Genomic DNA, 14,035 nt, shown 5'->3' with positions numbered 1-14,035 from the left:
GCAAAAATAAGGTGTAGAGGTCTAGATTGCATTGTGCTGTCGATGGTTTAGTAATTTCTCTGATTGTCCGATACCTAGAAAGTAAACGACCCATCTTTATCAATGCACTATTTTGTTATTCTGTCAATGCGTAAGTCCTAGATACCTAGTCAAAGATTTACCTTGGGGAGAGAACTTCGTATTTTTAGAAATCAACCGACGACAGTTTAAGTGTGAAAAATGTGTCAAGCCATTTAGTGAAGAGTGGGAGTTTGTCAGAAAAAGAAGAACCTATACGAAACGGCTAGGAAGAGCAATAATCCAAGAAGTGTTAGAGAACGATATCCTTATTCGTAGCGAAAAAAGGGGTGGTGACAACAGAAGAAATAGAAAGGATGTTAAAAGACGCATCGAAAGAATACTTGAAAGCCAAGCCTAGCGAGTTGAAGAGATTAGGGATAGATGAAATAGCTGTAATAAAAGGAAAAGGAAATTACTGTGCAGTATTAATAGATTTAGAGAAGTCTAAGCTAATTGGGATATTGGCAGGAAGGAAACAAGAAGAAATTAGGGAAGTGCTGCTCGGATGGGGTAAAGAGGTATTAGAGCAAATAGAAGAAGTAAGTATAGCTGACGGGGTGACAACACCGTCAAAACCCCTATCTGACGGGATTTTGACCGATTTATGGTAAAAAAAGATGGGGTCAGTATTGTTAAGAAGCCCCATCTATTAAAAATGTTACCTCCATTTTACCAAATTTGTTTCCAACGGCAGCTCAAAAACGCCGAATACTTGACTCTGACAATTTTAGTTTTTCTGCTCCAAATCCATAAACAAGTGAGTATTGAGCTATTGGCAACATTGATGCCATACCCCATCATGTTTGAGAGCCGACGACGTTCTATTCAACGATTTCTTAAGCTACCTATCCTCAATATTGAAAAGCTTTGGTTTCCTCTGATTAAATATATCTTGAAAACTCAATTTAAAAAGAAATAAGAGTTGAAGGTCGCCGTTGATAGAACGCAGTGGCGAGATAAAAATGTGTTTATGATTAGCCTGATTTGGGACAAGAGAGCTTTACCATTGTACTGGCAGATATTACCCAAGCGAGGCTGTAGCAACCTCCGAGAACAACAAAGCTTAATCTCCCCCATTCTTGGTCTGCTAAAAAATTATAAATTTGTCCTTTTAGGAGATGCGTGAATTTGGGAGCGTTAAGCTGGCAAGTTGGCTCGGTGAAAAGAATATCAAGTTTGTTTTAAGAATAAAACTGGGAGGATATATTCAAGAACAAGGAAAGGAATTTAAGCGGCTGAGCGAGTGTGGTTTAGTACCAGGTACGAGCTTTTATTTGCCGGGAGTTAAAGTCACAAAACAGAAAGGATTTGGCTTGTTTGATGTCGCTGGTTATTGGCAACGCAAATATCGAGATAGCGGTGAAGATGAAGGCTGGTATTTACTCACAAATATCGGCACATTGAAACAAGCTGTAACAGCGTTTAAATGTCCCAGTGGTATTGAAGCAATGTTTAAGGACTGTAAAACAGGAGGCTATAATCTTGAGGCGTTGCTGAATTGAGATATGATCAAACGACAGTCCCTGGCAGTTCAGACGAATAGCGTTCAAATCCGAGTATCTAAATAATTACTTGAATATGGAATGGGAACGTCCGAAAATTTGAGGTAGTGAATTAGTAAACGAATTGAATGTTTGAGCATTTCTTCGGATGCGAGAATAACAAAGAGTTTTTCTCTTTAATCGAGCCAAATAATGTCTGAATCTTGTATTTTTACCTTCAACTGCAAGTCATATAAGCTTTAGAGATGATTTGGTCACCATCGGGAATAAACATGGGATAAACTTTCCAGCCATCTGTTACGTAAAAATAGCATTTCCATTTCTCAACGCTCTCCCATAAAGGTTTAAATGTTTGGGCACTATGATTCCCTAAAACCCATCCTAAAATACCTGCTTTGAAGTGGTCTACTGCTGTCCACAACCAGATGCAAGTTTTTTTTGAGCCAATAAATGTTTCTAATTCATCTAGTTCTCCGACATCGGGGATTGTGTCTGGTTCGTAAGCCTCTGGCAGAAGTTCTCCCACCTGTTTGACCCAATTAATTATTGTTGTATGATGAACACCTTTGATTCTTTCTATTGCTCGAAAACCCATACCATTAACATACATCTTTAGGCATTCCTGCTTAACTTTTTGAGAGTAACCTTTATGGGGTTGGTAGCATTCTATGAATTGCCTACCACACTCAACACAAAGATAATTCTGTTTTATGGCCATTTTTATTGACATGACTTGATTTACATTCAGGACATTTCATAGGCTTTGACTTTTAGTTAATTGTTTTGGCCAATTTCTCTTTGAACTAATCATACCTTAGTTCAGCAACGCCAATCCTTCTACTTGGTTTAACTCTTCTGATAATTTCTCTACAGTTTCTGGAGTCCTTATTCTAGACCGACCCGGACGATAGTTCTGGCCTAATAATTCTTCTCTTCCCCCAGTTCGGTAGCTAGACAACCATCTTTGTCTTGTGGTACGATGCTTACCGTGCGTCGCACCGCAGCAGACAATACACTATCCACTGTTTGGGTTTTGAGCCAATACAGAAGAAGCAGTTTTTCGTAGCGCACAGCATCTTTCTCTCGGCACAGCAAAGTTTTCAGTTCTGCTGCGGTTTATCGAATTACAATCTTGACCCACGACTGACATTATTTTGACCTCTATTTGGCTACTAACTTACAAAATGCATTTTTACTAACTGTACGACTATTTTATGAAATTGGTATAAGCTTCAGGGAAAAGAGAAATATGTTTGTCGTCTTCAAAAGACGGGTAGAACTAGAAGAAGACATAGCAACTTTTGGGTTGATTTGTATGGCGAAAATTGGCTAATAGCTTTTGACTCCTGTCAGGAGTGGGTAGAGTCCATGCTGAGCTTTGTTCGCAATAAAAAAAAAATTATCAGAAGGAATTGAGAGCCATAAAGCTTATAGGGCAAGCATTTTAGCCTCATTATCGCCCCCTGAACACTTATTCAGTAAGCCCTAAGTAAATCCCGATTTTGTTTTGCAGGCAAATAGTTAGGATCGATTTTAAGAGCTTCTTCAAAAGCATTGAGTGCTTCTTGATAACGCTTTAAGTGGAAGAAGGCCATTCCTTTGGCAACCCAAATGCCGACCAGCTTCGGATCGAGGCGGAGGGCTCGCTGATAGGAATTCACAGCTTCTTCGTACTGCTTCATTGATTCTAAAGATAACCCTCGGTTGAACCAAGCTGATACAGAATTCGGATCGGTGGCGATCGCGCGATTGGCAGAGGCGATCGCCTCCGGATACTGCCCCAAGCGCCACAACACAGCACTGCGATTTGCCCAAACAGAGGCGAGGGAAGTCGCAGGGACTAAACTAAGATCGCCGGCGAGCGCTCGATCGTAAGCTGCGACCGCCTCTTGATAGCGCTGCATGGCGTTGAGAATTCCCCCTCGATTAAACCACCCTTGAAAATAGTTTGGGGCGAGCTCAAGGACGCGATCGCTTGCTTGCAGCGCTTCTGCGTATTTTTGCGCTTGCCAAAGGATGACGCTTTTCGCATTCCAAGCGAGGGCCCAGTTTGGCCTCAAACTCAGGGTGCGATCGGCAGACGCTAGGGCCTCTTCAAATTGGCCCAATCCTGCCAGTGCTTGACCCCGCTCTAATAAAGCGTCAGCTGGTCCGCTTTCGTCCCATTTGCCATCTCCTTGCCATGCTTTCTCACAAGCATTTAAAGCCTCTTGATAATTGCCTAACTTGTTGAGTACTGCACATAAATTCACTAAAGCAAAGGCATAATTCGGGCTGATTGTCAACGCTGTTTCTAACGCGCTGCGGGCCTGAGTATAGCGGTTTAATTGATTTAAATTTGCCCCTTGCTGCGCCCAAGCTATTGCCAACGACGGAGCATTCGCGGTCGCTTGTTCATAGGAATTAATCGCTGCTTCCCAGCGCTCCTGGCGATTTTTCTTAACACATTCATTGGTCAAAACCGTGGTCATTGGTGAGGCAGTCTCGGTTGAGGAACAACTCCCTAAGACTTCTGGGACTTGCCCCCAACGGCTGAAAGCAAACCCCCGCCAAAACCAAGCTTGAGCGGGAAAACTTTCCCCCCAATTCTCATTCACTTGTAAAGCGCGAGCGCAAGTCGCGATTGCAGCTTCGTATTGCCTAATTTCTGACAGCACTCGGCAGCGGCTTACTAAAGCAAAAGAATTTTGCCCTTCTAGTTTTAACGCTCCTTCAAAAGATTCTAAGGCTTGAGGATACTGTTGTTTCCGCTCCTGCGCTAACCCCCGGCTCATCCATGCTAAAGTTGGCGAAAATTCACCCCAATTTTTATTGACCTCTAGAGCGCGGTCGCAGGCGGCGATCGCCTCGTCTTGCCGACCTAATGCTGAAAGCGATCGGCATTGCTGTGTCAGGGCTAGCGAATCCTGAGAACGGATTTGCAGAGCCGTTAAACTTGATACTAATGCTTCCTCATATTGCCCTAGATTCAACAATATATCGCTGCGGACGGCCCACAGAGTTGCGTTTCTTTTTTTAAAATTAATCGCCTGATTGCAAGCTGACAAAGCTGCCTCATATTTGTGTTGACTCCGCAAAACGCTGCAGAGAGAAAAATAATATTTAAAATCTCCAGTAATAGGAACAGATTGGGAAAGCGTGTCTGGATTATTTATAGGGGCAGTTTCTGCTACTGAAAGCTGCGGTTGCAAGCTGATATTTAGAACTACGTTTACTGCACTGAGCCAAGCTAAAATACTTTTCATAACTATCGCGAATTGCTCACTATTAAAGCTGAATGAGGTTATTGGCATTCAATCAAACTGAGGAGGAATTTCCATTGGTGAGGGCTGCATGGAAGAAGTTGGGGAAGGAGTTGAGGAAGAAAGGTTGTTTGGCTGCGGATTACCCTGAATTAGTGGTGGCGGCGTTGGTATATTTAGCTTAGGTAAACTTGGCGACGAAAAAAGGTTGTTTGGCTGCGGATTGCCCTGAATTACCGGCGGCGGGGTTGCTATATTTCGCTTAGGTAAACTTAGCAATGAGGAGGGGCTTGGTGGAGCAGCAGGCGCAAAGATAGAGGAATTTTTTCCCGCCTCCCCTGGTGCTATTGGCAGATTCCTCTGCTTGGGCGCAGGCAATTTTTCACTGTCAGTTCCTTGAGGTGAAAGAGGACGCGGCAGTACGCCTTTTACATCCGGTTTTGAGGGTGGATTCAAGGGAGGCGATACTTTTTCAATGGTTACAGTTCTACTCAATTTCTGACCATAAATTCCTGTTACTAACAGGGTAATCCTTTCGCTGCCTACTTGCTGGCTGATGGGATAAGAAATTGCCCCTTCCAAACTAACTGTTCCCGGACTAGGCAGCAATTCAACTTTGGTATTTTTATCTCCTGCGACTTTCCACGAAATTACAAAGTTGCGAGCAGGATTTAGGGGATTTCCTTGCAGAATATATTTGGGTAAAGCTTCTTGACCATTAACGGCAAGTTCTAAAATTCTTAGGGGAGCTTGATAATAATTGATTCTAATATTTTCCGTTTTTTGCGAGATAGTAACTTGATTATTAGCCTGTTTCGGAACCAGCAACACTTCAAAAATATAGTCTCCTGCTTTCCTCACATTTGTTGGGACTTTCCTACAAATTAAGTTAGTTTTACTGTCACAATATAAGGTTAATTCTGAGGGAATTCCGTTGAGAAGATTGTAGGTTTTTAAAGGAGCAATGACTGTCCCGTCTAGGTGTCTGCCAACTAATTTTAACTCTTGCAATTGTTCGGGATTGGCAATTTTCCAGTTTAAGGCAATAGATGCTCCTGCACCTCCCTCTCCAGTTGAAATATTAGGAGAAATAGTATCTAAACCGCTGGCTATTTCTTGATAAATAGGTTGTGTGGAACTGAATTCCACAATTTTCGGCAATGCCAAAGCTCCAATTTTAATCGTGCTAGTCTTCTGGGAATCTGCTAACTGTTCGCCTTTTTTGGCAAAAATTTCCATTTGAAAAACGTAGTTTCCCGCTTGCTGTGCGTCGGTGCGGACATTCTGGCAATTCAAAACTCTTTCTAACTTACAAAAATCTTGGAGTTCGCGAGGAATTCCTTGGCTAAAATCATATAAAACGGCTGAGCTAAGAGCGATGCCACTTTCAGGAGATATCCCAACTATTTTGATTGCTTGTAATTGTTGGGGGTTACGGATCTGCCAACTCAAAGAAATTGCATCTCCGGTCGCTTCTTGATAGAGAGAAGAAATGGAAGCAAATTCTGCTATTTTCGGCGGCGTAGGCGGACGAAACAAAAACCACCAAATTAGGAAAATTAGTGAAGTAATCACCCCTATACCTGTTAAAGCTAGTAAAATCAAGTGCCACAAAGGGCGTGCTTCCCAAATTAATGTTCCTTCTAAACGTTCGGGGACTGGCAGTTTGTAAGTATCTACAAATTCTACATAAAATTGAATGGGAAGACCCTTCCCAAACCAAGGACGCCGCCACCATTTATTTGGTTTAACTCGCAAATCAATTTGACTGGTTGCTTGCGCTCCTATTCTAACTTGTTCTGGAGAGAAACTATAGGTACAAATTGGCTTTTCTGTGCCTTCTAGCAGACTCAAGTTAATTTCCCGCAGCGTGTTGCCCGAATTAGCAAGCAACAGGCGAAACCATCCTGCTTCTTGCCCTACCTTGGCAATCATCGTTTGCAGTTCTGGCATTAACTTATAGATGGGATTAACTTGTAAATACACCACATCCATCAGTACCAAGTCTAGGTGATTTACGGAACTTAAACAGAAAGCGGGGGTGTAATTCCCTGCTTTAATATTGAGGGGAAATAGCAAGCGCAATTGGATGTGTCCTTTGGCTCCGGGATTGAGTGCTAAACTTTCCCGTTCTGTGACTAATCCTTCTTCTACCAGTCCTTCTGGATAAGTAATTGTAAACCAATTGGAGGGAAGATCGGGACAAGTTAAGCGGAAGCGATCGACGCGATCGGAACGGTTATAAACTACTATTTTTATATCTTGAGGTTGTCCTGGCTGAATGGCAGCAGGTTGGATGGCACTAGTAGCAGGTAAAATTGCAAAAGTGGGATCGTTAACCCGAACTGCCGACTGCACGGGTGGTAACACTTGAAGTTGCGCTTCATGGCGAATGGGCGTATCTTCTGGGTAGTGTTGGGGCGCGTCAATAACCAGCAAATATTTGTAAGTATTAGGGGTGGCATTCATGGGAATTGCCAACCGAAATGTAACTTCAGCGCTGGAATGATTGGCAAGAGCTAAGCTTTCATAAGGGGAACTACACCACTGCCGCAGCAACCCTGAACTTTCATCAATATAAATATTAATAATAGCGCCTTGGTTGCCTTGGTTCGTCACCGTCACCCGCAGTTCAAAGATTTCACCGGCAAAAACAGAAGTGCTTTTCGAGGGATTAACAATTATAGCTAGAGGTTTGGTCGAAGTGCTAATTTCTTGCTTGAATGCGTCATTCAAGCTCAGAGCATGACCGTTGTTTGAAGGAATTTGCTGTACCATAGTTTTTTATTGTTAAATTAAAGTAGAAAGGGAACTCACTGGTTTTTCCTGTTCAGGACTATCGCTTAATATTGATGTTAAAATCGCAACCTAAATCCTGCCGTCTTTTATCTTTTCCAACTCTCACTTGAGTATCGTCGCTCCCACTGGCAATTAAAACTTCGCTATCAACTAACTTGAGGTGAACACTGTTAATTTTTTTATTATTATAGGAGTGGCTAACTTCCTTTTGAACCACTTCCCCGTTTTTCAGTTCTCTAGCTCGTTTTCCTTCGGAAGTTAACGCCCAAAGAGTTACTTTTCCGTCATCTCCCCCACTCGCTAAATAGCACGCATTTTCACTCAAAGAGATGGAGCGAACCGCTTCACCTTCTTTGCTATGAAACCAGCGATCGAGCATTTGGCAAGGGCCTTTTCCCTCCAGGCAAGATCGCATATCCCACAGCATTATGTTACCTTTATTATCAGCCGTTGCTAAAATGTGAGGAGCCAATTCTGCGGTGTCCACAGCTACGATGTAGTCGTCTTGACTCCCCAGAAGAGGGTAGAGAACTTCAAAGGTGCGATCCCGTGATAAATTCCAAACGACTAATTGGTTGTATCGCCCAGCCACCACTAAGTTATTATTGTTATCTCCGATTAGCTTGAGAGCAGAAACTGCAAAGTCAAATTGTCTTTTATTCATACGCCGCTTGCTTCCTTTGAACATCGCTTCCCGCCGCAAGGTTGTCTCCCACTGGATTACTAAGCCGCTGCCATGACCGCTGAACACTGAGCGAGAATCAGGAGCAAATTCTAGAGCAAGTACCCGGTCATCCTTTTGATAATAAAAAGCGTCAATTAGCCCCGCTGCTCCGGTTAATTCCCAAAGTTGAATTTCACCATTTTCTAATCCGGCTGCGATGATATTATTGTCAATAGGTCGATATCTCACAACTCGGACTGCTTTATGAGCGTTGCCAATTTCACTCAGGAATTGATTGGTCAAAGGAGCAAAAAAACCACCAACCCACCAGAGAGCAGTTGTTTCATCAGTCGAGCCAGTTACTAAGGTGCTTGCTAATCCATTAAATTGCACAGAATTCACTGCTTTTTCGTGACCAAAAGAAGGATTGTCTGGATTGAGCCAGGAAAAGTACCAACCTAACCAAAGCAACAATAATCCACTTCCCACTAGCAACCAACTCGGGATGAGTGGTAATACCTTAACCTGTAAGGTTTCACTTTGAGGAGAAGTCCCTCCCAATCGTTGATCGGATAACTCGGCTACAACTTGAATCAATAAGTTTCTCACCCTCCCAAACCAATGTCGCTTAACTTTTGCTACTAAGAGCATTTGATTAGTGTCGCCAATTGGTAATTCAACTTGTTCGGGAATAATGGAATATTGGATTTTTTCTTCACTTTCAACGTCAACGTGGCAAATCTGGCTGATATTGCTCAGGTTCTCAAAATTGAGTTGGTAAGTAATTGGATCGGAACGCCAAAAATCTCTTCTTCGGGAGGGGACACGGTGTTGCTGAGGAGAACATCTAAAGGTCAACGCCCCTTGTGGTAAAACCAACAAACTCCCTGCAACTTTTGAGGATAAACCATTCGTCAGGGTTGCTTCAATAGTAAAAGGGTAAAGTTGACTAGCTGCTTGGGTAGTTTCAGGAATTTGGCACAGGAAAACCGCTTCCACGCGATCGCGCGGTGCAACGTGCAAAACTTGTTTCTCTTCAATTAACCAGGTCGAATCTATTCCAGACAACTGCAGTACGGCATTAGCAGCTTGGTAACTAGGATTGTAGATTTGAACGGGAATCTTAAGCAACTGCTGGGGATAAACTTGAAATTCCTGCACCGGGAGGGTTAATCGTAGAGCAACTCCGCTTGTTCCTTCCTGTACAGTTAAACGCAGAAGTTGCCGTATTTCATCTTGAAGCTCGATGGAAAAAACCCGCACTGTCAGATTCACCTGGCCGACAAAACCAGGCAAAGGCGTATCAATAATTTTAACAATAAATTGCGTACAATCTCCCGGCGGTTTTTTAGTAGAAACTTCTGAATTCAAAAGATACCAATTTTGATTTAGTTTAGAATCTGCACCCGCTGCCAGCACTTCTAACTGAAAGCTGGCAAAGCGATCGCTGTCATTGATGGCATTGACCTCAAAAACTGCGGGTAAGCCGCCGGGCTTAAAAGTAAGTTCCTTCGTGGAAATACTGGTACTAATCAGATTATTTGCCATGTCAGCCTTGACCTATTATTCTTTGATTTCCCTTTGGATATTCTCCTGTAGAGTCATTAGCTGATTGGGCAAAACTTTGCTCTCAGGAAAACTATCAAATTTTTGGCGAATTTTTTGAGATTCGACCATTAAATCTTCCCAGTAATCTAATTGCTCCGTTGAAACTGCTAACCTTTTAGAGTTTTGATTTTGAGAAGTTTTATTTGGCAGGTTGGCCAACATTTTTTTCAGGTTCTGTTCCCGACTATAAATCACCTGAGCCATCGCTAAAAACACTTTGCCTAAACCTCCAAATTCGTCGCCGCGAGAGGCGACCTTCTCTAAGGTTAACGCATCAAATTGCTCTAACTCAATGGCTTTGGCTGCTTGATACAAATCTTGAATGGGTTGGTTAATCCAGCGTACCATCAACAGCCCAAAAATAACCCCTCCCCCGGCAATGGCAAGACTGAGGATAATGGTAAAGCGAGTATAGGCATCAATGTTTTGAGTAAAGTCTGCTTTGGGAATTACAACAACCAATAGCCAATTAAGTCCTTGGTTATCCTTAATAGGAGCTACTTCAACAACGTGCGAATTGCCTCCGAAGGTAAAGGAGAACTGCTCTTGCTTTTCAATTGCCTCTAAAGTTTTAAATTTATCGAATAAATATTGACCTGTCCCTTGAATGACAGCCTCTTGGCTTTGTGTTACCTTCCGCCTTTCTTGTTGGCCGTTCACAACCTGAAAAGGCGGCTCCTGGCTCGAAGTTGCAACTAAATTGCCACTTCGCTCTAAAATAAAAGCTTTACCAGTGGTACTGATTGACAACTTTCGCAGGAAATCGCTCAGATCTCCAAGAGTTACGTCAGTTGATAATGCCCCCTGAAACTTCCCAGTTTTTTGCTCCAGAATGGGGACGACTAAAGAAATCATAAGAGCATCTGTAGCAGAACTATTATAGATGGGAGTCCAAACTAACTTTTCTGCTTTTTTAGCAACCTTATACCATGGGCGATCGCGAGGATTGTAATCAATTTCATTGGGAGCACTTTTAAGGAGCTTTGCTCGATTGCCCTGAAAATCAAGTTGATAAACATTCCTCTTTTGATTGGTTGATTCATCTCTAAATTTTAATAGCGTCTGCTGGTATTCCTTTTCAACAGCAATATACTCTCCCCTTTCATTACCAAAATAAATATTAGTGAAAAGGTTTGACTGTTGTACTTGATGCCAAAATGAGCGTTGTAACTCTGCAAAGTTATCAAGCTTTAAATCCCCGCTTTGAATGGCAGCTAATTGCGATTGCATTAATATCTCATTTTTTTCTAAATAACTGTGAACTTTTAATTCAATAATTGTTGTAGATTTTTTACTCACTTCACCTACCAGATGTTCAATCTCTTGTTTGCCAGCCTGAAAGCTAAACCAACTACTTGCTCCCACACCAACGAGCAGAGGAGTAATAATCATGAGTGGCAGGGTATAACGAATTGATAGAGAATTAATCGTACCCTCCCATGCTGAATATAAAAAAGATAATTTCTTGGCAAGCATAGTATTCTGACTCTTATGGCTGTAGAAGATGAGATATTTAAGAATAAGCGGTTATCAACTTATAATTGCAATTGCATTAATTGCCTCCTGCGCGCTGCAAAATGTAAGATATTAATTCCCATTTCTTGAGCATTTCGTATCGTCTCTCGTGGTAGACTTAAGCTTTTACATAATCCCCAAGCTGGTGACATATTACCGATCACGAAGACGATACCGCCCCAATTAAAAATCTTGACCTCTTGACTTTCTACGAGCGGAAATTGCCCGAATAGAAAAGGTTGATTTCGTAACGGGTGTTCGCGAAAAATCACTCCCGACTCTTTTTGGTAAGAACTAATTTGACGAGCCAATTGCTGAACTTGTGAATTGATTTTTTCAATTTGTTTATCGATAGATTTTTGAGTCTCTATCAATTCTCGCTCTAACTGCTGCCGAATTCCCGCCATCTCATTGTCATCTTCAAAATTAAGCAAAGTTCTTTGCAGTTTCTTCTGCACGTAAATTAATTCCTTAAAATCAGTTGTTGTCGGATCTAGTTCCACTAATATAACACCACCGGTTCGGTCGTATTCTTTCAATATCTCTAATTCAGCTTCGGTCAAAGTGATAAATTGTTGATAAGTGATGTAAAGCAGATCGTGATCTAACAGGAGATCGCGCTGCCCTCCTACTTCTAAGTTAACTTGTCCTACTTCTTCAATGCCTCGCATTGCTGGATAAAGTGCAGCCACAGATTGAAGTAAACCGGATAAATAAGCAGAAATGACGCTATCTGCAGGAGAATTTTGAGCAGCGATCGCAATGCGAACAATTCCTTGGGGGCGAGCGGTCACTTGTTGGCGGTAGCGCAAATCAACCTGATTTTCACTGGGGAAAAATACATGGTTGGGTTGAGAAAGTTGAACAGTACCGGACATCAAAATTATCCGGCACAATTCTACTTCTAAATCATCAGGATAGCTAATTTTTTCATTAATGCGGAAAGTTTCCTGAATCTGACATTTCGGTTCTTTCCGGTGTAATTTTTCTGGATCGACATGGCTTATGACAATATACACTAAAATTGGCTGTTCTTTTGCCTCGGAAGCAATGCGAAATTCCATTGGTTCTGGGACAATAATAAGATTCCCCACTAAATCAATCGCAATTCCACTTTGAATTTTAATCCATCTGCCATCTCGATATTGTGCTGCTATATCGTCAGGTGCGGGAATAACAGAAACTCCTAAACCGCAAACAATTCCCGGTTGATTTAAAGATTGATAGTGGAGGTTCTGGCGCTGGCGGTGGTAAGTGTGAGCGCACTGCCACCGTTCAGCATTTAATAATAGCCCATCTTCGACAAAGAGGCGATTCAAAGGTAAGGGTTCTGGTCGGGGAAAGTGCTGATTCATATTTTAAAAGTATAGCGGTTAAAAAGTGTTATAACTTTGAGGTCTATCAAGGGCGAGCTTGGCAACAATTTTTTGATTTTTAGCCAGCAGCTATTAATAAGTCATAAGTACAGAAAGCAGGTTTTTCTTGTTCGATAATCGTGCGAGCTAACTGTTCATCAACGAAATGATCTGAATCGGGGCGGAGGCAAACAGTAAAGTGAAAGGGACGCACTCCACCCAAAACGGCATCGACCTCTAAGCGAGTTTCTCCTAAAACCAAACCCTGGCTGAAAAATTCATAAATTCCGATATGTTTATCATCTTCACAGGGTTGGTGTTCATCTAAAGGCAAATGAGTTGCCAAGTGGAGGTAGAAGCGGAGTCCCCGACGAGTCCCGCGCCAACGGTAAATGTCAAGGGCGTTGCGAATCAGATTTCTCTGCTGATCCAAATTTAAATAAGGGAGAATTTTCCAACCCATCCAGTAAGCGAGGAATTCTAGCATTCCTTTGGGGGCAGTGAGCGGATCTAAATAAGCCCAGAGGTTAGCGAGAATTTGAACGTCAGGTTCAAAAGTTGCTTCAAAAATTTGTAAGAAGCGTCCTAAAAAATCTATTTCTCGATAAATTTGAGGTAGGAATTCTAGGTAGCGAGTCAATGGGCGGACGTAGAGGTTAAAATTCGCGACTTCTAATAGTTGTGGCACGGTTCCAGGCTGAGAACCGTACACTGCCAAACGGCCGCCATAATCGAGTTTGAGAACTTGGCCGGCACTGAGAGCAGAGGGAGATTCAAAGAAGGTGGCGGAAATTTGGAAATAAAGAACTGCTTCCAGCCGTTCCCCAGGGGAAAGTATGTTTCCTTCTATACCGCCAATGCGACACCAATCTAAGGGAAAATCTCCTGTTAATTCTAGGGACAGCTCTAGGGAAAGGGTTCCTAAGTTTTCCAGTTTGACGAGCATTTCGCTGGGTTCTCCGGGTACAAGCAAGAGGCTCTGATTTTCAGCAGCATATTCGGCTGGGCGAGACTGGAGCGGAAACGTATCTGGATCGGCTTCCGGCAACCGCTGGGCAATGAGGTTAACACTTAGGAGTTCGCTAAAAAAAGCTTGGGTCATTTAAACATTAAGATGGGTAATTGGTAATTGGTAATTGGGGTGTTGCTTAATTAGGGCTTGCTGAAAAAGTCAGAAAACAGCATTTAGAAAGATGAGTGAATTTGAGCTGGCCTCGGCAATATAAGTTTTGTCAATCTTGTGATGGCGAAACATAGCTTTTACCAATGATTTAAGCCAAAAAACATGAC

8 protein-coding genes and 2 pseudogenes are annotated in these 14,035 nt (G+C 42.4%); 2 read left to right on the top strand and 8 right to left on the bottom strand.

Features of this window, described 5'->3' with window-relative positions; translation table 11 throughout:
* Positions 1 to 139: 139 nt before the first annotated feature.
* Positions 140 to 608: pseudogene (locus tag ACUVJL_RS24260) on the top strand (transposase); the annotation flags it as partial.
* A gap of 570 nt (positions 609 to 1,178) precedes the next feature.
* Complete coding sequence (locus ACUVJL_RS24255) at positions 1,179 to 1,562, top strand: hypothetical protein (RefSeq protein ID WP_445248175.1); 384 nt, start codon at positions 1,179 to 1,181, stop codon at positions 1,560 to 1,562.
* Between the two features lie 44 nt (positions 1,563 to 1,606).
* Here ACUVJL_RS24255 and ACUVJL_RS24250 read toward each other — a convergent pair.
* The 8 genes and pseudogenes from ACUVJL_RS24250 to ACUVJL_RS24215 form a co-directional block, all read right to left on the bottom strand.
* A pseudogene (locus ACUVJL_RS24250) lies at positions 1,607 to 2,320 on the bottom strand (IS1 family transposase).
* Positions 2,321 to 2,480: 160 nt separating this feature from the next.
* On the bottom strand, positions 2,481 to 2,657 hold the full coding sequence (locus ACUVJL_RS24245; RefSeq protein WP_445248174.1) for a hypothetical protein: 177 nt from the start codon (positions 2,655 to 2,657) through the stop codon (positions 2,481 to 2,483).
* 380 nt (positions 2,658 to 3,037) lie between these two features.
* Positions 3,038 to 4,807, bottom strand: a complete 1,770-nt coding sequence (locus ACUVJL_RS24240; protein WP_445248173.1) for a tetratricopeptide repeat protein — start codon at positions 4,805 to 4,807, stop codon at positions 3,038 to 3,040.
* Between the two features lie 48 nt (positions 4,808 to 4,855).
* On the bottom strand, positions 4,856 to 7,582 hold the full coding sequence (locus tag ACUVJL_RS24235; protein ID WP_445248172.1) for a COG1470 family protein: 2,727 nt from the start codon (positions 7,580 to 7,582) through the stop codon (positions 4,856 to 4,858).
* 58 nt (positions 7,583 to 7,640) lie between these two features.
* The gene (locus ACUVJL_RS24230) at positions 7,641 to 9,815 is read right to left on the bottom strand and encodes a hypothetical protein (protein WP_445248171.1); all 2,175 of its coding nucleotides are present in this window, start codon (positions 9,813 to 9,815) and stop codon (positions 7,641 to 7,643) included.
* Between the two features lie 15 nt (positions 9,816 to 9,830).
* The gene (locus tag ACUVJL_RS24225; RefSeq protein WP_445248170.1) at positions 9,831 to 11,351 is read right to left on the bottom strand and encodes a PDC sensor domain-containing protein; all 1,521 of its coding nucleotides are present in this window, start codon (positions 11,349 to 11,351) and stop codon (positions 9,831 to 9,833) included.
* A gap of 59 nt (positions 11,352 to 11,410) precedes the next feature.
* A complete protein-coding gene (locus ACUVJL_RS24220) occupies positions 11,411 to 12,745 on the bottom strand; it encodes a hypothetical protein (protein WP_445248169.1) in 1,335 nt (444 codons plus the stop codon).
* A gap of 79 nt (positions 12,746 to 12,824) precedes the next feature.
* A complete protein-coding gene (locus ACUVJL_RS24215; protein WP_445248168.1) occupies positions 12,825 to 13,847 on the bottom strand; it encodes a phage tail protein in 1,023 nt (340 codons plus the stop codon).
* Between the last annotated feature and the right edge of the window lie 188 nt (positions 13,848 to 14,035).

The sequence above is a fragment of the Microcoleus sp. OTE_8_concoct_300 genome, from assembly GCF_031383065.1.
Taxonomy (GTDB): Bacteria; Cyanobacteriota; Cyanobacteriia; order Cyanobacteriales; family Microcoleaceae; genus Microcoleus.
The sequence above is the reverse complement of the archived record's forward strand: the minus strand, read 5'-3'. Positions and strand labels throughout refer to the sequence as shown.

What these genes read in the sequence shown, in the direction of transcription:
- ACUVJL_RS24240 (WP_445248173.1), bottom strand. Translation starts at nt 4,807, where the DNA reads ATGAAAAGTATTTTAGCTTGGCTCAGTGCAGTAAACGTAGTTCTAAAT.
- ACUVJL_RS24215 (WP_445248168.1), bottom strand. Translation starts at nt 13,847, where the DNA reads ATGACCCAAGCTTTTTTTAGCGAACTCCTAAGTGTTAACCTCATTGCC.
- ACUVJL_RS24220 (WP_445248169.1), bottom strand. Translation starts at nt 12,745, where the DNA reads ATGAATCAGCACTTTCCCCGACCAGAACCCTTACCTTTGAATCGCCTC.
- ACUVJL_RS24230 (WP_445248171.1), bottom strand. Translation starts at nt 9,815, where the DNA reads ATGGCAAATAATCTGATTAGTACCAGTATTTCCACGAAGGAACTTACT.
- ACUVJL_RS24235 (WP_445248172.1), bottom strand. Translation starts at nt 7,582, where the DNA reads ATGGTACAGCAAATTCCTTCAAACAACGGTCATGCTCTGAGCTTGAAT.
- ACUVJL_RS24255 (WP_445248175.1), top strand. Translation starts at nt 1,179, where the DNA reads ATGCGTGAATTTGGGAGCGTTAAGCTGGCAAGTTGGCTCGGTGAAAAG.
- ACUVJL_RS24225 (WP_445248170.1), bottom strand. Translation starts at nt 11,351, where the DNA reads ATGCTTGCCAAGAAATTATCTTTTTTATATTCAGCATGGGAGGGTACG.